Origin of the sequence: Achromobacter sp. ACM03 (genome assembly GCF_014851665.1) — a bacterium.
Taxonomy (GTDB): domain Bacteria; phylum Pseudomonadota; class Gammaproteobacteria; order Burkholderiales; family Burkholderiaceae_B; genus Achromobacter; species Achromobacter aegrifaciens.
The window spans coordinates 1,517,767-1,538,799 of sequence record NZ_JACVAD010000001.1; the positions used below are offsets into that span (position 1 = coordinate 1,517,767).

At 63.8% G+C, this 21,033-nt stretch carries 20 protein-coding genes; 3 read left to right on the forward strand and 17 right to left on the reverse strand.

The window, feature by feature from the left end:
* Window positions 1-975 (reverse strand): tripartite tricarboxylate transporter substrate binding protein, encoded by a 975-nt coding sequence (locus IB257_RS06925; RefSeq protein ID WP_192492084.1) that lies wholly within the window; start codon window positions 973-975, stop codon window positions 1-3.
* Window positions 976-1,101: 126 nt separating this feature from the next.
* On the opposite strand from IB257_RS06925, the gene IB257_RS06930 reads away from it, so the two are divergent.
* Complete coding sequence (locus IB257_RS06930; protein ID WP_054456121.1) at window positions 1,102-2,061, forward strand: LysR family transcriptional regulator; 960 nt, start codon at window positions 1,102-1,104, stop codon at window positions 2,059-2,061.
* Here IB257_RS06930 and IB257_RS06935 read toward each other — a convergent pair.
* From IB257_RS06935 to uvrB, 11 genes are all read right to left on the reverse strand, one after another.
* Window positions 2,054-2,938, reverse strand: a complete 885-nt coding sequence (locus tag IB257_RS06935; protein WP_054456119.1) for a methylglyoxal synthase — start codon at window positions 2,936-2,938, stop codon at window positions 2,054-2,056. The two genes, IB257_RS06930 and IB257_RS06935, sit on opposite strands and share 8 nt — an antisense overlap.
* Window positions 2,939-3,076: 138 nt before the next feature.
* Complete coding sequence (gene iscX / locus IB257_RS06940) at window positions 3,077-3,271, reverse strand: Fe-S cluster assembly protein IscX (RefSeq protein WP_054456117.1); 195 nt, start codon at window positions 3,269-3,271, stop codon at window positions 3,077-3,079.
* On the reverse strand, window positions 3,271-3,612 hold the full coding sequence (gene fdx / locus IB257_RS06945; RefSeq protein WP_013394592.1) for an ISC system 2Fe-2S type ferredoxin: 342 nt from the start codon (window positions 3,610-3,612) through the stop codon (window positions 3,271-3,273). Before fdx ends, iscX begins: the two co-directional genes overlap by 1 nt.
* A gap of 9 nt (window positions 3,613-3,621) precedes the next feature.
* Entirely contained in the window at window positions 3,622-5,484 is a 1,863-nt protein-coding gene (gene hscA / locus IB257_RS06950) for a Fe-S protein assembly chaperone HscA (RefSeq protein WP_054456114.1), read from the reverse strand.
* Window positions 5,485-5,556: 72 nt separating this feature from the next.
* Window positions 5,557-6,069 carry a Fe-S protein assembly co-chaperone HscB gene (gene hscB, locus IB257_RS06955; RefSeq protein WP_054456112.1) on the reverse strand — a complete coding sequence of 171 codons (513 nt, stop codon included), beginning with the start codon at window positions 6,067-6,069 and terminating at the stop codon, window positions 5,557-5,559.
* A gap of 3 nt (window positions 6,070-6,072) precedes the next feature.
* Window positions 6,073-6,396 carry an iron-sulfur cluster assembly protein IscA gene (gene iscA, locus IB257_RS06960; protein WP_042794073.1) on the reverse strand — a complete coding sequence of 108 codons (324 nt, stop codon included), beginning with the start codon at window positions 6,394-6,396 and terminating at the stop codon, window positions 6,073-6,075.
* Between the two features lie 2 nt (window positions 6,397-6,398).
* Entirely contained in the window at window positions 6,399-6,806 is a 408-nt protein-coding gene (gene iscU, locus IB257_RS06965) for a Fe-S cluster assembly scaffold IscU (protein WP_054456111.1), read from the reverse strand.
* 33 nt (window positions 6,807-6,839) lie between these two features.
* A complete protein-coding gene (locus IB257_RS06970) occupies window positions 6,840-8,051 on the reverse strand; it encodes an IscS subfamily cysteine desulfurase (protein ID WP_054456109.1) in 1,212 nt (403 codons plus the stop codon).
* Between the two features lie 21 nt (window positions 8,052-8,072).
* Window positions 8,073-8,615, reverse strand: a complete 543-nt coding sequence (iscR, locus tag IB257_RS06975) for a Fe-S cluster assembly transcriptional regulator IscR (protein WP_054456107.1) — start codon at window positions 8,613-8,615, stop codon at window positions 8,073-8,075.
* A 194-nt stretch (window positions 8,616-8,809) separates the two neighbouring features.
* The gene (locus tag IB257_RS06980) at window positions 8,810-9,301 is read right to left on the reverse strand and encodes a low molecular weight protein-tyrosine-phosphatase (RefSeq protein WP_006386176.1); all 492 of its coding nucleotides are present in this window, start codon (window positions 9,299-9,301) and stop codon (window positions 8,810-8,812) included.
* Window positions 9,302-9,550: 249 nt separating this feature from the next.
* Window positions 9,551-11,671 carry an excinuclease ABC subunit UvrB gene (uvrB, locus tag IB257_RS06985; protein WP_225588755.1) on the reverse strand — a complete coding sequence of 707 codons (2,121 nt, stop codon included), beginning with the start codon at window positions 11,669-11,671 and terminating at the stop codon, window positions 9,551-9,553.
* Between the two features lie 75 nt (window positions 11,672-11,746).
* Between uvrB and IB257_RS06990 the strand changes: the two genes are divergently transcribed.
* Together IB257_RS06990 and lexA are read left to right on the forward strand one after the other, a co-directional pair.
* Window positions 11,747-12,946, forward strand: a complete 1,200-nt coding sequence (locus IB257_RS06990) for an amino acid aminotransferase (protein ID WP_054456103.1) — start codon at window positions 11,747-11,749, stop codon at window positions 12,944-12,946.
* Between the two features lie 202 nt (window positions 12,947-13,148).
* Window positions 13,149-13,799 carry a transcriptional repressor LexA gene (gene lexA / locus IB257_RS06995; RefSeq protein ID WP_054456101.1) on the forward strand — a complete coding sequence of 217 codons (651 nt, stop codon included), beginning with the start codon at window positions 13,149-13,151 and terminating at the stop codon, window positions 13,797-13,799.
* 125 nt (window positions 13,800-13,924) lie between these two features.
* On the opposite strand, the gene lon is transcribed toward lexA, so the two are convergent.
* The 5 genes from lon to IB257_RS07020 all read right to left on the reverse strand — a co-directional run bounded on the left by lon (window position 13,925) and on the right by IB257_RS07020 (window position 20,927).
* Window positions 13,925-16,375: an endopeptidase La gene (gene lon / locus IB257_RS07000; RefSeq protein WP_054456099.1), complete on the reverse strand. Its 2,451-nt coding sequence runs from the start codon at window positions 16,373-16,375 to the stop codon at window positions 13,925-13,927.
* 259 nt (window positions 16,376-16,634) lie between these two features.
* The gene (gene clpX, locus IB257_RS07005) at window positions 16,635-17,933 is read right to left on the reverse strand and encodes an ATP-dependent Clp protease ATP-binding subunit ClpX (protein WP_054456097.1); all 1,299 of its coding nucleotides are present in this window, start codon (window positions 17,931-17,933) and stop codon (window positions 16,635-16,637) included.
* A gap of 100 nt (window positions 17,934-18,033) precedes the next feature.
* The gene (clpP, locus tag IB257_RS07010; protein WP_054456095.1) at window positions 18,034-18,687 is read right to left on the reverse strand and encodes an ATP-dependent Clp endopeptidase proteolytic subunit ClpP; all 654 of its coding nucleotides are present in this window, start codon (window positions 18,685-18,687) and stop codon (window positions 18,034-18,036) included.
* Between the two features lie 4 nt (window positions 18,688-18,691).
* A complete protein-coding gene (gene tig / locus IB257_RS07015; protein WP_054456093.1) occupies window positions 18,692-20,002 on the reverse strand; it encodes a trigger factor in 1,311 nt (436 codons plus the stop codon).
* Window positions 20,003-20,171: 169 nt separating this feature from the next.
* A complete protein-coding gene (locus IB257_RS07020) occupies window positions 20,172-20,927 on the reverse strand; it encodes a M48 family metalloprotease (RefSeq protein WP_119449349.1) in 756 nt (251 codons plus the stop codon).
* Window positions 20,928-21,033 lie beyond the last annotated feature (106 nt).

Here is a 21,033-nt window from a genome sequence, read left to right on the forward strand (position 1 = left end):
TTACTGCTCGCCCTTCAGGCCGATGGTTTGCGCGGCCTGGGTCCATTGCGCGGTTTCACGCTTGAAGAACGCATCCAGTTCGGCGGGGGCGACCTGGAAAGCCTCTGCGCCGCGCTCCTGCATCGCCTTGCGGTAGGCATCGCTCGCGACCACCCGGGCCACGGCCTCGCGCAGCTTCCGCACCACGTCCGGCGGAGTGCCCGCGGGAGTCTGCAGGGAGAACCAGAACTTGAGATCCAGGCTGGGATAGCCCGCTTCCTTCAGCGTGGGCACGTCCGGCAGCAAGGGCGAACGCTCGGCGGCGGTAATCGCCAGGGCCCTCAGCCTGCCGCCTTGCACCTGGCCGAGGCTGGTCGACATGCTGTCGAACAGGAAATCGACCTGTCCGCCGATAACGTCGGTCACGGCGTTCGCGCTGCCCTTGTAAGCCACGCCCACGGCCTGAAAGCCCGCAAGCTGCTGCAACGACGCGCCATAGACATGCGGCGAACTGCCCGGACCGAAGGTGGCATAGCTGAGCCCGTTCTTCATGTCGCGGCCGCGCTGGACCAGCTCGGCCAGGGTCTTGACCGGCGTGCGCTCGGGATTGACCACCAGCAGATTGGGCATGGCGCCCGTCGTGCCGACCGGCACATAGTCCTGCAGCGGAGCCATCTTCGCGCTCGGGTACATCAGTGGATTGATGGCCTGCATGGCCACCGTGTTGTGCATCAGCGTGTAGCCATCCGCGGGACCGTTCAGCACGCTTTGGTAGCCGACATTGCCGCTGGCGCCTGGTTTGTTCTGCACGATGACCTGCTGTCCCAACTCGCGCGCCAGCGGCTCGGCCACCAGACGCGCGATGAAATCAGTCGGACCGCCGGCCGAAAACGGCACGACCAACGTAATGGGCTTGGCAGGCCAGGTATCGGCCCACGCCGGGCCGGACAGCGCCGCCGCAGTCGCACAAGCGACAAGAATTCTTTGGAACGCCATGATGTCTCCGTTGTGTTCTTAGAGGGATGGCGTCCATTATGCGAAGCGTCTTGATATATTAGAAATACCGTTTAAATATGCAGGCCATAATAAATTTGTGATGGCCTGCCTGCACGAGGTTTACGCATGTCGATGTCAATCCGCGCGATGCAATGCTTTGTCGCCGTGGTCTCCACCGGATCGATCAGCCGCGCCGCGGCCGCGCTGCACGTCGCGCAGCCCGCGCTAAGCCTGCTGATACGCAATCTGGAAGAGGATCTGGGCGTGGTGCTGTTGCATCGCAGCGCTCGCGGGGTCACGCCAACGGCCGCGGGATCGCGCATGCTGGCGCACGCACGCGAGATTCTCGGCCGCATCGACGCGGCGCGCGCCGACGTGCGCGAAGACATCAGCGCACCGCGCGGGACCGTCTCGCTGGCCATGTCCATGTCCATGGCCAAGCTGCTCACTGTGCCGCTCCTGCGCTTTTCCCTGGAACACTGGCCCGGCGTCTACCTGAAGATCATCGAATCCAGCACCGGGTACATCCCGGGCTTCGTCAGTTCCGGCCATGCCGACCTGGGACTGACGTTCAGCGACGACGCCTCGGTCGACCTGCGCTTCCAGCACCTGATAGATGAAGAACTGGTCGTGGTTTCGCCGCCGCCGGCCAAGTCGCGCAAAAAGCCAGCCCCAGCCGCGCTACATGCGCTGCCGGCCATGGATCTGCACGCGCTCGCCGAATTGCCACTGGTATTGCCCGGCAGCCAGCACAGCCTGCGCCGCCTGCTGGACCACTATCAGCAACAGGAGCGCGCCGAATTCCGCGTCATTGCCGAGGCCAACGCCATTCCGCAACTGATCGAACTGGCGCAGGCTGGCATCGCGCACACCATCCTGTCTTACGCGGCGGTGCACCAGGAAGCCGCGCGCGGCGAGGTCCTCCTGCATCGCATCGTCAAGCCGCGCCTGGCGCGGCCTGTGTTCCTGTGCAGGTCCGATGTCCTGCCATTGTCCATGGCCGCGTCCGCCGTTGCCGACCGGGTCAGCCGCATCATTACGGACTCCCGGCCTGGCGACCCGCCCACCCGGGCCAGGCTTAGATGACGCGCTTTTCCACCGCCTGCGCCCAGCGCCGCGCCACTACCGGCGAAGTCGCGCAGGTCGCGGACTCGGTCACCACCCGCACCGCGCGTTCCAGCAGCTGGATGTCGGCCTCGTGCTGGCGCGCCACATGCGGATCCTCGAAGAAGATCACACGCTGGCATTGGTGTTCCAGCACCAGCTCCGCGATCTGGGCGTCGCCGCCCAGCGGCCCGCTCAGGTAGCGGTGCACCCAGGGCGTATCCTTGGGCCAGCCGCGCGACCAGGCCAGCTCGTTCAAGCGGCCGCCGGTGGTGCCCGTGGCGACGCGCCGCGCAAACTGCGACAGCACGTCGAAATGCTCGCTGGCGAATGCCACCATCTCGTCCTTGAGCGCATCGTGGGCAATCAGCGCCACCGTCTGGCCAGTGAAGTTGAAATGGCGCGAAGCCGAGACGTCCGGCGCCAAGCCGGCGTGGACGCGTTCGACTTCCATCCATTCGATGGCGCCGGCAAGCGTCGAGATGAACGGGCGGCCGTGCGTGATGCACTGGCGCTTGAGCGCCAGCGCCTCCGGAAAAATCGACGACGGGTCGACGGGATCGATCAGATAGATCGCGCCGTCGAACGGCGCCTGCCCGTCACGCCCTTCCGTCACCCGGGCCACCAGCTTCATCAGGCCGCCCTCGCGGCCGTACGGATAGCGGATCAACCCGCCGTAGCCCTGCAGCATGCCCTCGCGCACGATCGCGTCGTGCGTGCGGCCTACGGTGTGCAACTGCACGCCCAGCTCGCGTATCGTGCCCGAACAGGCGCGCAGCCAGGTAAACAGCGCGGCATCGGGAGTTTCGTGGTGCAGCCGGTTGGCGGCCAGGCCAAAGCGCAATTGGGCAGCGGGCATCGGTGGACTCAGGCAAGTAGGGACAACAAGAAGATCCTTGATGATACCGTGGCGGGCATGGCCGCGGCAGCTTTGGCCCGGATCCGCCGCGCTCAAAAACAAAAACGCTCCCCGCAGGGAGCGTTTCTGGTTTGGCGATCAGTCCGCCTCGTCGATCCAGGCCATCTGGATGGCCTCCAGGATCTTCTCGCCGCAATGCGCGGGGTCGTCGTTGAAGCCCGGCAAGGCCAGGACCCATTCGCGCAGCTGCACGAAGCGCAGCGTCTTGGGGTCCGCGTCAGGATGCGCGTCGAGCAGAGCCTCGGCGATCTGGTAGGTGTCGGTCCACTTCATCAATGGCCCTCTTTGGCGTGGTTGATGGTGTATTTGGGGATCTCGACCGTCAGGTCGGCGTCCGTCACCAGCGCCTGGCAGGACAGGCGCGAGGTCGGGGTTAAGCCCCAGGCCTTATCCAGCAGATCCTCTTCGTCATCGGTCGCGTCTTCCAGCGAAGAATAGCCCTGCTTGACCACCACGTGACAGGTCGTGCAGGCGCACGACAGTTCGCATGCGTGTTCGATGTCGATGTGGTTATCCAGCAGCACGCGGCAGATCGACACGCCCTTGGGCGCGTCTTCGATCACGGCGCCTTCCGGGCAGTAGTCGGGATGAGGCAATACAGTCAGTTTCGGCATAGCGTGTTATCAGGCAATCTCATCAAGTTTGCGGCCCGCCAGCGCGGCGCGGATGCTGCGATCCATGCGGCGCGCAGCGAAATCATCGGTCGCGGCCGACAGGGCCTGGACCGCGTCCTTCACTGTGTCCACGTCCTGCGCATCCTGGGCGGCGATGGCAGCCTGCAGGCATTCGTCCACGCGCTTGCGTTCTTCGGCATCCAGCAGATCGCCATCGACGGCCAGCGCGGCCTGCACCGACTCGACCAACTGGCGCGCGTCCACCTGTTGCTCGCGCAACATGCGGGCGCGTGCATCGGTGTCGGCTTGCGCCACGCTGTCTGCCAGCATCTGCGCGATCTCGTCGTCGGTCAGGCCATAGGACGGCTTGACCGACACCATGGCCTCGACGCCCTTGCTCTGCTCGCGCGCGGTCACGCTCAGCAGGCCGTCGGCGTCCACCTGGAAGGTCACGCGGATGCGTGCTGCGCCGGCCACCATGGGCGGAATGCCGCGCAGCTCAAAGCGCGCCAGCGAGCGCGAATCGGAGACCAGGTCGCGTTCGCCTTGCACCACGTGGATGCTCATGGCCGTCTGGCCATCCTTGAAGGTCGTGAATTCCTGGGCGCGCGCCACGGGAATCGTGCTGTTGCGCGGGATGATGCGCTCCACCAGGCCGCCCATGGTTTCCAGCCCCAGCGACAGCGGGATCACATCCAGCAACAGCCAGTCTTCGCCGGGAGCGCGGTTGCCCGCCAGCAGATTGGCCTGCAAGGCGGCGCCCAGCGCCACCACCTGGTCCGGATCGAGGTCGGTCAGCGGTTGCGTGCCGAACAGCTTGCCCACGGCAGCGCGCACGACCGGCATGCGCGTGGCGCCGCCGACCATCACCACGCCGCGCACATCGGCTGGCGTCAGCGAGGCGTCGCGCAAGGCGCGGCGCGCGCAGTCCAGCGTGCGCACGATCAGGGGCTGCGCCAGTTCTTCAAATGCCGCCCGCGTCAGGTTCGTGTCCACGGTCCGGCCATCGGACAATTCCAGCTTCAGGCTGGCCGCATCGGCGTCCGACAAGGCTTCGCGCGCAGCGCGCGCCGCCATCAGCAGGCGGCGGCGGTCCGCCGGCGAAAACTCGCCAGCAGCGAGTCCGGCCACCACGTGATCGACGATCAAGGCATCGAAGTCGTCGCCGCCCAAGGCGGTATCGCCGCCCGTGGCGATGACTTCGAACACGCCCTGGGTCAGGCGCAAGATGGAAACGTCGAACGTTCCGCCGCCCAGGTCGTACACCGCATACACGCCTTCGGCGGCATTATCCAGGCCGTAGGCAATGGCCGCCGCCGTGGGTTCGTTCAGCAGGCGCAGCACGTTCAGGCCGGCCAGACGCGCGGCGTCTCGCGTCGCCTGGCGCTGGGCGTCATCGAAGTAAGCGGGCACCGTGATGACCGCGCCGACCAGGTCATCGCCCAGCACGTCCTCGGCGCGCTGGCGCAGGACGGCCAGGATCTGCGCCGACACTTCAACCGGGCTCAGGTCGCCCTGGACGGTGCGGATGCGCACCATGCCAGGCGCGTCCACGAATTCGTACGGCGCGCGGCTGGCGCGCGCCTCTTCCAGCGAACGGCCCATGAAACGCTTGACCGACACAACGGTATTCAGAGGATCTTCGGCCTGCTGCGCGAGCGGATCGCGCCCCGTGGTGACCTTGCCGCCGGCGAAATAGCGCACGGCGGAAGGCAGCAAGGCGTGGCCTTGCTCGTCCCTCAGCACTTCGGCGACGCTGCTGCGCACGGCCGCGACCAGGGAATTGGTGGTGCCCAGGTCGATCCCGACCGCCAGCTTGCGCTGGTGAGGCGCGGGCGATTCGCCAGGCTCTGATATCTGCAATAAGGCCATGATTCTGTTTTTTTGGTCAGTAGGCGGCGCTGTGCCGGCGCCCGTCTCGCGGACGCCCCGGCGCGGCCTGGGCTATGCGGCGGGCTGGGCGTGCGCCAGTTCTTCCGCCAACTTCTCCACGAACATCCACTCCCGCACCTTGAGCCCCGCCGCGGCGTAGTCGCGGTCCTGGTCCAGCAGACGGGCCAGCGTGGCGCGCATGGCAGCGCGCGCCTGCTGCAATTCCGCCTGCAAGGCCGCCAGGGCGTCGGCGTCGTCGCGCGCGTCGTCCAGCATCTCGCGCCACGTCATCTGTTGCATCAGGAACTCGGGGTCCATGGCCGTGTTGCTCTCGGTCTGCAGATCCACGCCGGCCTGCTCGCAAAGGTAGCGCGCCCGCAGCAAGGGATCGCGCAACAGGCGGTAGGCCTCGTTGGCGCGAGCCGCCCACTGCATGGCCACGCGGCGTTCCGCGGGGCTGGCAGTGGCGTAGCGGTCGGGATGCACCTGCGCGGCGACGGTGCGCCACGCAGACTCAAGCGCCTGGGCGTCCAGATCGAAACGCGCCGGCAAGCCGAACAGGCCGAAGTGATCGTCTCCAGCCAAGACTTACACCGTGAACGACTCGCCGCAGCCGCAGGTCGCCTTTTCGTTGGGGTTGCGGAACTTGAAGCCTTCGTTCAGGCCTTCGCGGGCGTAGTCGAGTTCGGTGCCGTCCAGGTAGGCCAGGCTTTTCGGGTCAATGAAGACCTTCACGCCGAAGCTTTCGAACACCACGTCTTCCGCTGCCGCGTCGTCCACGTATTCGAGCTTGTAGGCCATGCCGGAGCAGCCCGTCGTCCTAACGCCGAGCCGCAAGCCGATACCCTTTCCGCGCTTCTGCAAGTAGCGGCCGATATGGGTGGCAGCCTGTTGGGTCAGGGTAACGGACATGTTCAGCCCGCCACAGCAGCTTCAGCCGGGGCCGAATGCTTTTCTTTGTAGTTCTGCACCGCGGCCTTGATCGCGTCTTCGGCCAGGATGGAACAGTGCACCTTCACGGGCGGCAGGGCCAGTTCTTCGGCGATCTGCGTGTTGCGGATATTCATCGCCTCGTCCAGCGTCTTGCCCTTGACCCATTCGGTCACGAGCGAGCTGGAAGCGATGGCCGAACCGCAGCCGTAGGTCTTGAAGCGCGCGTCTTCGATCACGCCGGCTTCGTTCACCTTGATCTGCAGCTTCATCACGTCGCCACAGGCGGGTGCGCCGACCATGCCGGTGCCGACCGACTCGTCCGACTTGTCGAACGAACCGACGTTGCGCGGGTTTTCGTAGTGATCCAGGACTTTGGTGCTGTAAGACATGTTAATTCTCCACGAATTTCAAGGCGCGGGCGCTTAGTGCGCAGCCCACTGCACGGTGTTCAGGTCGATGCCTTCCTTGGCCATTTCCCACAGCGGCGACATATCGCGCAGCTTGCCGACGCGGCTCTTGAGCAACTCGATGGCGTAGTCCACTTCCTTTTCGGTCGTGAAACGGCCCAGCGTGAAGCGGATCGAGCTGTGCGCCAGTTCGTCGTTGCGGCCCAGGGCGCGCAACACGTAGGACGGTTCCAGGCTGGCCGAGGTGCAGGCCGAGCCGCTGGAGACGGCAAGTTCCTTGATCGCCATGATCAGGGACTCGCCTTCGACATAATTGAAGCTGACATTCAGGTTGTGCGGAACGCGTTGGTCCATGTCGCCGTTGAGGTAGACCTCTTCGATCTGCGACAGGCCAGCCCACAGGCGGTCGCGCAGCATGCGGATGCGCTCGTTCTCGGTGCCCATTTCTTCGCGGGCCAGGCGGAAAGCTTCGCCCATGCCGACGATCTGGTGCGTGGCCAGCGTGCCCGAGCGGAAACCGCGCTCATGGCCGCCGCCGTGCATCTGCGCTTCGATGCGGATGCGCGGCTTGCGGCGCACGTACAGCGCGCCGATGCCCTTGGGGCCGTAAGTCTTGTGAGCCGAGAACGACATCAGGTCGACCTTGAGCTTTTGCAGGTCGATTTCCACCTTGCCGGTTGCCTGGGCGGCGTCCACGTGGAAGATGATGCCCTTTTCGCGGCAGATCTCGCCCAGCGTTGCCACGTCCTGGATCACGCCGATTTCGTTGTTCACCATCATCACGGATACCAGGACGGTATCGGGGCGCAGCGCGGCCTTGAAGGTGTCCAGGTCGATCAGGCCGTTGTCCTTGACGTCCAGGTAGGTCACTTCGAAGCCCTGGCGCTCGAGTTCGCGACAGGTGTCCAGCACGGCTTTGTGCTCGGTCTTGACGGTGACGATGTGCTTGCCGCGTTCCTGGTAGAAGTTGGCAGCGCCCTTGATCGCCAGGTTGTTGGATTCGGTGGCGCCGGAGGTCCAGACGATTTCGCGCGGATCGGCGTTCACCAGCTTGGCGACTTCTTCGCGGGCGCGTTCAACGGCTTCCTCGGATTCCCAGCCAAACGCATGGCTGCGGGATGCCGGGTTGCCGAAGTTGTCGTACAGCCAGGGCACCATCTTGTCCACGACGCGGGGGTCGACGGGCGTCGTGGCGGAATAATCCAGATAGATCGGGCGGGTGGTCATTTCTACAACTCCTGATACTGCTTATACGGTGGCGTTGGCGGCGACGGTCGCGGCCGGGGCGTTGGCGGCGTTGTTGGCGCCCCCCACCCGGTTCACGCGCACCGCGCAAGCCTGCGCTTGATTGTTGGCTTCCTGCAATTGGCGCACGCGCTGCTGATCGACGAGATCCTGCAGGGACACCGAATCCAGGTAATCCACCATCTTGCGATTCAACGTAGCCCAGAGTTCGTGCGTCATGCACTTGCCCGGCTTGCCGTCGTTGCCGCTCGTACAGTCCCGCTTGCCGCCGCAGCTGGTGGCGTCCAGGGGTTCATCGACGGCGAAGATGATGTCGGCAACGGTAACGTTGCGGGCGAGGCGCGCAAGCGAGTAGCCGCCCCCGGGGCCGCGCACGCTGTCCACGAGTTCGTGGCGACGCAGTTTCCCGAACAGCTGTTCCAGATAGGACAGCGAAATGTTCTGACGCTGGCTGATGGCCGCAAGAGTGACCGGACCGCTATGCTGCCGCATAGCCAGATCGATCATGGCAGTCACGGCGAAACGCCCCTTGGTAGTTAGCCGCATGGTAGGTTCCCAGTGATTCGGCAATGGCCGCAGGCGAATCCAGCGGTCAATACCCGAGTAATTGCCTCAAGTATAGCCTATTCCCGACTAATTTGGTATGGCTCCCGGCTAGAAAAAACCGCGCATTCGCGCGGTCTTTTACTGCCAAGCACCTCCGAGAACCGCCCGGCGGGCAGCCCTGCGACAAAAGCGGATCAAGCCGCCTGGTACTGGGTAGCGCGCTTGCGCACCAGCTCGAGGACGCCCTGACAGGCGTCTTCCAGGTAGTCCAGGACCTTGCCGAAACCGTCGGCGCCGCCATAGTACGGATCGGGCACGGTGGCCTCTTCGAACTCATTGGCAAAGCGCATCAGCAGCATCAGCTTGTGCTGGTAGGCCTTGGGGCACTGCTGCTGCATGGCGGACAGATTGTCCCAGTCCATGGCGAGGATCAGGTCGAAATCGCGGAAATCTTCCGCGGTGACCTGACGCGCTTCGCAGTGCGTGATCTCGTAGCCGCGCTTGCGCGCTGCGGCCTGCGCCCGGGCATCAGGCGCCTCGCCGATGTGAAACGCGTGCGTGCCCGCGGAGTCGATGCGAACCACATCGCCCAAACCCGCGTCGTTCACCAAATGGCGAAACACGCCCTCTGCGCTCGGCGAGCGACAGATATTGCCCATGCAAACGAAAAGTACCTTGGTCATCATGGAAGTAAGTGTGCGGGAAAACCCGAGATAAGGCAAGCTTTTTTTGCGTCTGCGGGATTCTGACCGGGCGAATATGACCCCAATATTTATTCAATGAAATCAAATACTTAGGAAGAAATCTGGATCCAGCCTGTGAACACTGAATCCGGATATTCGGACGAATCGTGGCAGCCTGATTGCAACGCAGCAGATTTCCGGCATATTCAGCCGTCTGTCAGCATATAGAAACATTCAGACATGATTTCGCCGTTACACCGCCCCATCCAGCAGCACGCGCTGCTTCAGCGCGGTCAGCGCATCGCGCGCCGCGGCAGCCTGTTCGAACTCCAGGTTTCGGGCATGATCCATCATCAGCTTTTCCAGGCGCTTGATCTCGCGAGCCAGGGCCTTTTCGTCCTTCAGGAACTCGGCCGGAACCGCGGCCTCGAGCGCATCGTGCTGGGTTGGAGCGACAACGCCATCGATCAGTTCCCGCACGGCCTTTTGCACGCCCCGGGCGGTAATGCCATGGTCGGCATTGAATTTCAGCTGCTTGGCACGCCGCCTCTCGGTTTCCTCCATGGCGCGTTGCATTGAATCGGTGATGCGGTCCGCATAGAGGATGGCGTGGCCATTGAGGTTGCGCGCCGCGCGCCCGATGGTCTGGATCAGGCTGCGCTCCGAACGCAGGAAGCCTTCCTTGTCGGCGTCCAGGATCGCCACCAGCGACACTTCGGGAATATCCAGTCCTTCGCGCAGCAGGTTGATCCCCACCAGCACGTCAAAGGTGCCCAGACGCAGGTCGCGGATGATTTCGACACGTTCGACAGTGTCGATATCCGAATGCAGGTAGCGCACGCGCACGCCATGCTCGCTGAGGAAGTCGGTGAGATCCTCCGCCATGCGCTTGGTCAGGGTGGTGACCAGCACGCGCTCCGCTTGCGCCACGCGCGCCTTGATCTGCCCGAGCAGATCGTCGACCTGGGTACGGGCGGGCAAGACCTGGACCAGCGGGTCCACCAGGCCCGTAGGCCGGACCACCTGCTCCACCACATTGTCGGTGTGCTCTTTCTCGTAGGCGGCCGGCGTGGCCGACACGAACACGCACTGGCGCATCCGGGCCTCGAATTCCTCGAGCTTCAGCGGCCGGTTGTCCAGGGCCGACGGCAGGCGGAAACCGTACTGCACCAGCGTTTCCTTGCGCGCCCGGTCGCCCCGGTACATGCCGCCCAACTGGCCGATGGTGACGTGGCTTTCGTCGATGAACATGAGCGCATCGGACGGCAGGTAGTCGATGAGGGTGGGCGGCGGTTCGCCCGGCGCCGCGCCCGACAGGTGGCGGGAATAGTTTTCGATGCCTTTGCAGAAGCCCAGCTCCTGCAGCATTTCCAGGTCGAAACGGGTGCGCTGCTCCAGCCGCTGGGCTTCGACCAGATGACCGTCGTCGACGAAGCGCTTGACCCGTTCGCGCAGCTCTTCCTTGATGGTCTCGATGGCGCGCAGCACGGTGTCGCGCGGCGTGACGTAGTGCGAACCGGGGTAGACAGTGAAACGCGGCAGCTTCTGGCGGATGCGGCCGGTCAGCGGATCAAACAGCTCCAGGCTTTCGATCTCGTCGTCGAACAGCGTCAGGCGCAGCGCCAGTTCCGGGCTTTCCGCCGGGAAGATGTCGATGGTCTCGCCACGCACCCGGAAAACGCCGCGGGTGAACTCGGCGTCATTGCGGGTGTACTGCATGGCGACCAGGCGGGCCAGGATCTCGCGGCGCGAGATCTGGTCGCCGGCGCGCAGGATCAGCACCATGGCGTGGTAGTCGCCGGGGTTGCCGATACCGTAGATGCAGGACACGGTGCCCACGATGATGGTGTCGCGGCGTTCCAGCAGGCTCTTGGTCGCCGACAAGCGCATCTGTTCGATGTGCTCATTGATGGACGAATCCTTTTCAATGAACAGGTCGCGCGTGGGGACGTACGCCTCGGGCTGGTAGTAGTCGTAGTACGAAACGAAGTACTCGACGGCGTTCTTCGGGAAGAACTCCCGCATTTCGGCGTACAGCTGGGCGGCCAGGGTCTTATTGGGGGCCAGTACCAGCGCCGGGCGCCCCATGCGGGCGATGACGTTGGCCATGGTGTAGGTCTTGCCGGAGCCCGTCACGCCCAACAGCGTCTGGAACATCAGGCCGTCTTCGACCCCCTGGGTCAACCCCTCGATGGCGGTGGGCTGATCGCCCGCCGGCGGATAGGGTTGGTACAGATGAAACGGGCTGCCCGGGAAATCGATGAATCCAGGGCCTGGCGCGGACGGATCCGCCACGGCCGATGCCGCCGCGGGATCGGCCGCCAGGTTCGCTGCGGCCCCCGCCGTAATCGGGTCTATTGCGCTCTTAGGCATGCTAGACTCTTCCAGGGTAAACCCCTCATTATCCACAGCAGCCTGTACTGCGTCCACCCACCTCATCAGACTCCCATGAGCACCCTTTTCGATTCCGTCGAACTCGCCCCGCGCGACCCCATTCTTGGCCTGAACGAACAATACAACGCTGATACGCGTCCCGGTAAAGTCAATCTGGGCGTGGGCGTGTACTACGACGATCAGGGTCGCATCCCCCTGCTGGGCGCGGTCCGCAAGGCCGAAGCCGCCCGCATCGAAGCCGCCGCCGCCCGCGGCTACCTGCCGATCGAAGGCATCGCCGGTTACAACAACGGCGCGCAAGCCCTGCTGCTGGGCAAGGATTCCGCGCTGGCCGCCGCCGGCCGCGTGCTGACCACTCAGGCCCTGGGCGGCACCGGCGCGCTGAAGATCGGCGCTGACTTCCTGCGCCAGCTGCTGCCGACCTCCAAGGTCCTGATCAGCGACCCCAGCTGGGAAAACCACCGCGCCCTGTTCGAGCGCGCCGGTTTCGAAGTCGGTACCTATTCGTACTACGACGCCGCCACGCGCGGTCTGAACTTCGATGCCATGCTGGCCGACCTGAAGGCCGCGCCGGCCAAGACCGTCGTCGTGCTGCATGCCTGCTGCCACAACCCGACCGGCGTGGACCCCACCGCCGACCAGTGGAAGCAGATCGCGGCCGTCGTGAAGGAAAACAATCTGGTCCCGTTCCTGGACATCGCCTACCAGGGCTTCGGCGACGGCCTGACCGAAGACGCTTCGGTCGTGCGCATGTTTGCCGATCTGGACCTGACCATGTTCATCAGCTCCTCGTTCTCGAAGTCGTTCTCGCTGTACGGCGAGCGCGTCGGCGCGCTGACGGTCGTCGCCGGCAGCAAGGACGAAGCCACCCGCGTGCTGAGCCAGCTCAAGCGCGTGATCCGCACCAACTACTCCAACCCGCCCACCCATGGCGGCACGGTGGTGTCGACGGTCCTGAACACGCCTGAACTCTTCGCGATGTGGGAAGAGGAACTCGCCGGCATGCGCGACCGCATCCGCCTGATGCGCAAGCAACTGGTCGACAAGATCAAGGAACACGGCGGCAAGCAGGACTTCAGTTTCGTGCTGCAGCAGCGCGGCATGTTCTCGTACTCGGGCCTGACCGCGGCGCAAGTGGATCGCCTGCGCGAAGAGCATGGCGTGTATGCCGTCTCCAGCGGCCGCATCTGCGTGGCCGCGCTGAACAGCGGCAACATCGACAAGGTCGCCAAGGGCATCGCGGCCGTGCTGTAAGCCATTTGCAGCGCACAGGCCCACGCGGGCCTGCCGTCAGGAACGGGACCTTCGGGTCCCGTTTTTCTTTTGGTCCGGACCAGCTTCTTCTTTTGGTCCGGACCGGCTTTTTCTTTTGGTCCAGACCGGCTTGCTTTTTTGCGCTGCGTCCCCCAGAATGGCGCTGTATATATGTACAGTCCGCTAGCACCGGATCATCGCCATGGCCAGCAAACTCACTGATCGCCAACAACAAATCCTGGATCTCATCAGGCAGACCGTCACTCGCACCGGCTTCCCGCCGACGCGTGCCGAAATTGCCCTGGCCCTGGGTTTCCGTTCCCCCAACGCGGCGGAAGATCACCTCAAGGCGCTTGCCCGCAAGGGCGCCATCGAACTGACGGCCGGCGCGTCCCGCGGCATCCGCCTGAAAGACACCTCCCCTGCTCCCACGCAAAGCTCGCTGCCCATGCCGGGCCTGGCGCAGTTGCTGCTGCCGCTGGTCGGCCGCGTGGCCGCGGGCAGCCCCATCCTGGCTGCCGAGCACGTCGAACGCGAGGTCGGCGTCGATCCCAACCTGTTCGCCCAGACGCCCGACTACCTGCTCAAGGTGCGCGGCATGAGCATGCGTGACGCCGGCATCCTGGAAGGCGACCTGCTCGCCGTAAAGAAAGCCTCGGAAGCCCGCAACGGCCAGATCGTGGTGGCCCGCCTGGGCGACGACGTCACGGTCAAGCGCTTGCAGCGCCAGAACGGCCACATCGAACTACTGCCCGAAAATCCCGACTTCGAACCCATCGTGGTCGAAGCCGGCCAGGATTTCGCGTTGGAAGGCATCGCGGTGGGCCTGATCCGCACGCACGCGCTGCACTAGCCCCCCCACTACTCCCGCGTTTGCGCGCGGCATGAAAAAAACCCCGCCAAGAAATTGACGGGGTTTTTTGTTGGAAGCTATCCAGAAGGGGCGCCGCTTACCGGCGGCGTCCCTCCCGGTGTCCATCAGTGCTTGAGCACCGGGTCGGTCGAACCAGGTTCGGCAGGCTTGGCCACCAGGGGTTCCTTGACCGCTTCTTCCTCGGCCAGGGGCTCCGGCAGACGCTCCAGCGCCAGTTCCAGCACCTTGTCGATCCAGCGCACCGGCACGATCTCAAGGTGGTTCTTGACGTTGTCCGGGATCTCCGCCAAATCCTTGACGTTTTCTTCCGGGATCAAGACCGTCTTGATACCGCCACGGTGAGCCGCCAACAGCTTTTCCTTCAGGCCGCCGATGGGCAGGACTTCGCCGCGCAGCGTGATCTCGCCGGTCATGGCGACATCGGCGCGCACCGGAATGCGCGACAAGGCCGACACCATGGCCGTGGTGATCGCGATACCCGCGGACGGACCGTCCTTGGGCGTGGCGCCTTCCGGCACGTGCACGTGCATGTCGTGCTTTTCGAAGACGCTGTCGGCAAAGCCCAGACGGCGGGCGCGGGAACGCACCACGGTGCGGGCCGCCTCGACCGACTCCTTCATCACGTCGCCCAGCGAACCGGTGCGTTGGATGACGCCCTTGCCCGGCATGTCCGCGACTTCGATCGTCAGCAGGTCGCCGCCAACTTCCGTCCAGGCCAGACCCGTCACCTGACCGATCTGGTTTTCCTTTTCGGCCATGCCGAAGGCGTAACGGCGCACGCCCAGGAAATCGCTCAGGTTGTCGCCCGTGACGTTGACCGGCTTGACCTCGGCGGTCTTGCCTTCGGCCTTGGCGCGGTCGCTCTGGGTCAGCAACTGCTTGATGACCTTGCGGCAGATCTTGCCCACTTCGCGTTCGAGCGCACGCACACCGGCTTCGCGGGTGTAGTAGCGCACGATGTCGCGCAGCGCGCTGTCGTCGACCGTGAGTTCGCTATCCTTCACGCCGTTGTTCTTCATCAGCTTGGGCAGCAGATGGTCGCGGGCGATGTGGATCTTCTCTTCCTCGGTGTAACCCGACAGGCGGATCACTTCCATGCGGTCCAGCAGCGCCGGCGGAATGTTCAGCGTGTTGCTGGTAGCCACGAACATGACGTCGGACAGGTCGAAGTCGACTTCGATGTAGTGGTCCTGGAACGTGTGGTTCTGTTCCGGGTCCAGCACCTCGAGCAGCGCCGACGAGGGATCGCCGCGGAAATCCATGCCCAGCTTGTCGATTTCATCGAGCAGGAACAAGGGATTGCGCACGCCGACCTTCGACATGTTCTGGACGATCTTGCCCGGCATGGAGCCGATGTACGTACGACGGTGGCCGCGGATCTCGGCTTCGTCGCGCACGCCGCCCAGCGCCATGCGCACGAACTTGCGGTTCGTCGCCTTGGCGATGGATTGGCCGAGCGAGGTCTTGCCCACGCCCGGAGGGCCGACCAGGCACAGGATCGGCGCCTTCACCTTGTCCACGCGCTGTTGCACGGCAAGGTATTCCAGGATCCGTTCCTTGACCTTTTCCAGACCGTAGTGGTCGTTGTCCAGCACCGTTTCGGCGTTGCTGATGGAATTGTTGATCTTGCTCTTCTTCCTCCAGGGGAGGTTGATGAGCGTATCGATGTAGTTGCGCACCACGGTGGCTTCGGCCGACATGGGCGACATGAGCTTGAGCTTCTTGAGCTCGGCATCGGCCTTCTTGCGCGCCTCTTTGGGCATATGGGCAGCGATGATCTTCTTTTCGAGCTCTTCGATGTCCGCGCCCTCTTCGCCTTCGCCCAACTCCTTCTGAATGGCCTTGACCTGCTCATTCAGGTAGTAGTCGCGCTGGCTCTTTTCCATCTGCTTCTTCACGCGGCCGCGAATCCGCTTCTCGACCTGGAGGATGTCGATTTCGGTTTCGAGTTGCGTGAGCAGACCCTCGAGGCGCTCGGAGGTGCCGACGATCTCGAGCATCTTCTGCTTCTGCTCGAGCTTCAAGGGAAGATGCGCGGCGATCGTGTCGGCCAGGCGTCCGGCATCATCGATGCCAGCCAGCGAGGTCAGGATCTCCGGGGGGATCTTCTTGTTCAGTTTTACGTACTGCTCGAACTGCGCGACGATGGCGCGGCGCAGGGCTTCGGTCTCGGAGCCTTGCATGGCGTCCGGTTCGATTGGCGACACCTGGCAGGTGAAATGCGAATCGGCATCTTCGATGCTGTTGATGCGGGCGCGCTGGGTGCCTTCGACCAGCACCTTGACGGTGCCGTCGGGCAGCTTGAGCATCTGCAGGATGCCGGCTACACAGCCGATCTCGTAGACGTCTTCGGGGGTGGGATCATCCTTGCCGGCGGATTTCTGGGCCACCAGCATGATGCTCTTGCCCGCTTCCATCGCAACCTCGAGCGCGCGGATAGAGCGCGGACGGCCGACGAACAGCGGGATGACCATGTGCGGAAACACCACGACATCGCGCAGTGGAAGCAGGGGCAGGTCGATCGGGTCGGAAGGCAGGGTCTGGCTGGCAGACATAGGAGGTTCCTCGGTATGACTCGGCGTATCGGGGACGGGAGGCCTGGGTATACCCGGACAATCCACGTCGGTTACGTCTGTTATGGGAACAATAGCCGAAAATTCAAGATCTCGGCGCCTGGATCCCCCAAAGGCTGAAAAAAACCGCGGGGCGGCACCCTCAGTATGCAAGCGTCGCGCCTGCAGGAAAAGCGTGTTTGCACCCGGGAATGCGCCTTAGGCAAAAAAACCCGTTACAGGAACGGGCTTTTTTGAAATATCAGGCTGCGGCGTCGCGGACTTCTCCGCGCTCTGGCTTGTCTGAAGCCGCGTCCTCGTCGGCGTAGATGAGCAATGGCTTGCCCTCGCCTTCGATCGCGTTCTCGTCCAGCACCACGCGCTTGACGTTGCCCTGGGAAGGCAGGTCATACATGGTGTCGAGCAGGGCCTGCTCGATGATGGAACGCAGACCGCGCGCGCCCGTCTTGCGGCGCAGCGCCTTGCGGGCGATCGCCTTCAGGGCGGCGGGACGCACGTCGAGCTCGGCGCCTTCCATGGCGAACAGCTTCTGGAACTGCTTGAGCAAGGCGTTCTTGGGCTCGGTCAGGATTTGCACCAGGGCCGCTTCGTCCAGCTCATCGAGGGTGGCGACCACCGGCAGACGGCCAACCAGTTCGGGGATCAGGCCGAACTTGATCAGGTCTTCGGGTTCGACTTCGGAGAACAGTTCGCCCACGCCGCGCTCCGACTTGGCGCGCACCGAGGCCGAAAAGCCGATGCCCGATTTCTCGGTGCGGTCGCGGATGACCTTTTCCAGTCCGTCGAAGGCGCCGCCCACGATGAACAGGATGTTGGTCGTGTCGACCTGGACGAAGTCCTGGTTCGGGTGCTTGCGGCCGCCCTGCGGGGGCACCGAGGCGACCGTGCCTTCGATCAGTTTCAGCAGGGCCTGCTGCACGCCCTCGCCCGATACGTCGCGGGTGATGGACGGGTTGTCGGACTTGCGGGAAATCTTGTCGATTTCGTCGATGTAGATGATGGCGCGCTGCGCCTTTTCCACTTCGTAGTTGCAGTTCTGCAGCAACTTCTGAATGATGTTCTCGACGTCTTCGCCCACATAACCGGCCTCGGTCAGCGTGGTGGCATCGGCCATGACGAAGGGCACGTTCAGCATGCGCGCCAGCGTCTGGGCCAGGAGCGTCTTGCCCGACCCGGTGGGGCCGATCAGCATGATGTTGCTCTTGGAGAGCTCGACTTCGTCGCCCTTGATCTCGCCGTGGCGGATGCGCTTGTAATGGTTGTAGACGGCCACGGCCAGCATGCGCTTGGGCGAGTTCTGCCCAATGACGTACTGGTCGAGGAAGGTCTTGATTTCAGCCGGAGTGGGCAGTTCGGAACGAATCGCCGCGCGCGCGGTGGCTTGCGCCTCCTCGCGGATGATGTCGTTGCAAAGATCTATGCATTCATCGCAGATGAATACCGACGGACCCGCGATCAGCTTGCGGACTTCATGCTGGCTTTTATTGCAAAACGAGCAATGCAGCACTTTTGCGTCTGCCGATCCCTTTTTTTCAGGCATATATGTTCGTATCTCAGGTAAAGATGCGCCAGGCCGGCTAAAGGCCTAGCGCATGCGCTTACTCAAACGTGGTGGCAGCGGGTTCGGGTCAACCGGGAAGTCAGCCTTCCGAGCGGGAGGTCATAACCTTGTCCACCAGTCCATACGATACCGCATCTTCGGCCGACATGAAGTTGTCACGCTCCGTGTCTATGCCGATGCGTTCCATGGTCTGGCCGGTATTGTCGGCCAGGATGCGGTTCAGGCGTTCACGCAGGTCCAGGATCTCGCGAGCCTGGATCTGGATGTCCGAAGCCTGCCCCTGGGCGCCGCCCGAGGGCTGGTGGATCATGATGCGCGAGTTGGGCAGCGTGAAGCGCTTGCCCTTCTTGCCTGCCGCCAGCAGGAACGCGCCCATGCTGGCCGCCAGGCCGGTGCAAAGGGTGGACACGTCCGGCTTGACGAATTGCATGGTGTCAAAGATGGCCATTCCCGCATACACCGACCCGCCGGGCGAGTTGATGTACAGGGAAATGTCCTTGTCAGGATTCTCCGATTCCAGGAACAGCAACTGCGCCACGACCAGGTTGGCCGTTGCGTCATTGACCGGACCCACCAGGAAAATGAGCCGCTCGCGGAGCAGACGCGAATAGATGTCGTAGGCGCGTTCGCCGCGCCCCGACTGCTCGATCACCATGGGAATGTAGCCCAGGCCGGTGGGGGTCACCGAAGACCCGCCATTCATTGCCGCATAGAAATCGGTGAATCTCTGCATAGTGTTACGCCATCCCCATCAACTGATCGAAAGGCACCTTCTCTTCGGTGACCTTGGCCTTTTCAAGCACGTGCGCGACGACATTGTCTTCCAGCACGATAGCCTCGATTTCAGCACGACGCTGGCGGTCGGCCAGGTAATAGCTGACAACCTGTGCGGGTTGTTCGTAGTTCTCGGCGAACTCTTCGATACGCGCACGGACTTGTTCGGGCTTGGCTTGCAGCTGGGCTTGCTTGACCAGTTCCGACACCAGCAGGCCCAGGCGCACGCGGCGCTCGGACTCGGTGGCGAAGGCTTCGGCCGGGATCGGCACGGATTCGGCGTTGGGGATGCCGCGCTGCTTCAGCTCTTCGCGGGCGGCGGCGACACGGCCTTGCACGTCGTTGTCGACCAGGGCCTTCGGCACGTCGAACTTGCCGGCTTCGACCAGGGCGTCCATGACGCTGGACTTGGTGCGGCCAGCCGAACGGACCTTGACTTCGCGCTCGATGTTGCTGCGGATGTCGGCCTTCAGCTTTTCGATGTCGCCTTCGGCCTGGCCGAGGGACTTGGCGAATTCGCCGTTCAGTTCGGGCAGCACGCCTTCAGCCACTTCCTTGACGGTAATGGTGAATTCGGCGGTCTTGCCGGCAACTTCCTTGCCCTGGTAGTCATCGGGGAACTTGAGCGGGAAGACCTTGCTTTCGCCAGCCTTCAGGCCGCGGGCGGCTTCTTCGAATTCCGGCAGCATGCGGCCTTGGCCGAGCACGAACGGGAAGGCTTCGGCCTTGCCGCCTTCGAACGGCACGCCGTCGATGGTGCCGGCGAAGTCCAGCGTGACGCGGTCGCCGTCTTGCGAGGCGCGGCCTTCACGGGCTTCGAACGTGGCGCGCTGCTTGCGCAGGACGTCCAGGGTCTGCTGCACTTCGGCGTCGGTGACGGCCGTTTCGTAGCGGGTGACGGCCAGGGCCGACAGATCCGGCACGGCGACTTCGGGGTAGACCTCGAACGTGGCGGTGAACGCCAGCGTGTCGTCGGCAACGCCTTCAGTCTTGGGCTCGAGGTTCGGGGCGCCGGCGACGCGCAGCTTGGCGCCATCGACAGCTTGTTCAAAGGCACGGCCAACTTGGCTATTGATCACGTCGTAGCGGATGCCGGGGCCATGGCTACGCTCGAGCATGGCGAGCGGAGCTTTGCCCGGACGGAAGCCGGGGACCTTGGCGGTCCGGGCCACGCGCTTCAATTGCGCCTGGACTTCCTTTTCGACGTCGGCCACCGAGACGGCCAGATCAACACGGCGCTCCAGGCCGGAGAGGGTTTCAACCACAGGCTGCATTAAAAGACCTATTTTCCGAGAGATAAAGAGATGACGGGCGGATAAACGGGGCATTTTACCGGAAACTTCCGGTCCCCTGACGCAAAGGGGCGCGAGCACCCGGATAAGTCCGGATACTCGCGCCCCGTTTTCCACCCGGGACGGGAGAATATACGTCAGCCAGAAAGCCTTATTTGGCCTTGGCGATGCGCTCTTCGATGTGCTGCGCGCGCTTGGCCGAGGACGGATGCGAGCTCATCATGTCGCTCTTGCCGCCGTCCAGCTCAGCCAGCTTCTGGAACGCGGTCACCAGGCCGCGGGTGTTCAGGCCCTTGGCCTGCAGCTGGTCGAACGAGTAATCGTCGGCGGCGCTTTCCTGCGACTGCGAGAACTGCGCGTTGATGAACTTCTCGGTCAGGTCGCCCAGTTGCGACGAGCTGAGCGCGGCCACGGTGGCGCCGCCTGCCGCATTGGCGGCATCGCGCGCGGCGGAAACGGTGTAGGCGGTCTGCATCGCCTTCTTGCTGTGGCCCAGCGCGACGTGGCCGATTTCGTGGCCCACCACGCCCATCACCTCATCGTCGGTCATCATGTCCATCAGGCCGCTGTAGACGCGGATGCAGCCGTTGGCCATGGCCCAGGCGTTGACGTCCTTGGTGATGTAGACCTTGTAGCTGGCCTTCTGGCCGTTGACCGTGCCGCCCAGTTGCTTGGCGATCTTCTGCAGACGGGCGTCGTACTTGCTGCCGGGAGCGGCGATCTTTTCCTGGGAATCGCTCTGCGCGCAAGCCTTGTCCGACAGGGTCTTGATCTCGGCATCGCTCAGCGTGGCAGCTTGAACGACCTTGCTGCCGGCGCCGACCAGGCCGCCGATGTCCAAAGCGTGGGAGGCGGAGAAAGGGGCGAGCGCAACGCCCAGGGCGGCGACGGTGTAGCGGATCTTCATGGGAACAAACTCCTCTTTACTGGCTCTATGCGAACGAGGCCGCAATTCTATATACGACCAATGCGCACCAAGCGTTTCGCCACACAGTTTCGCAAATGCCAGTTTT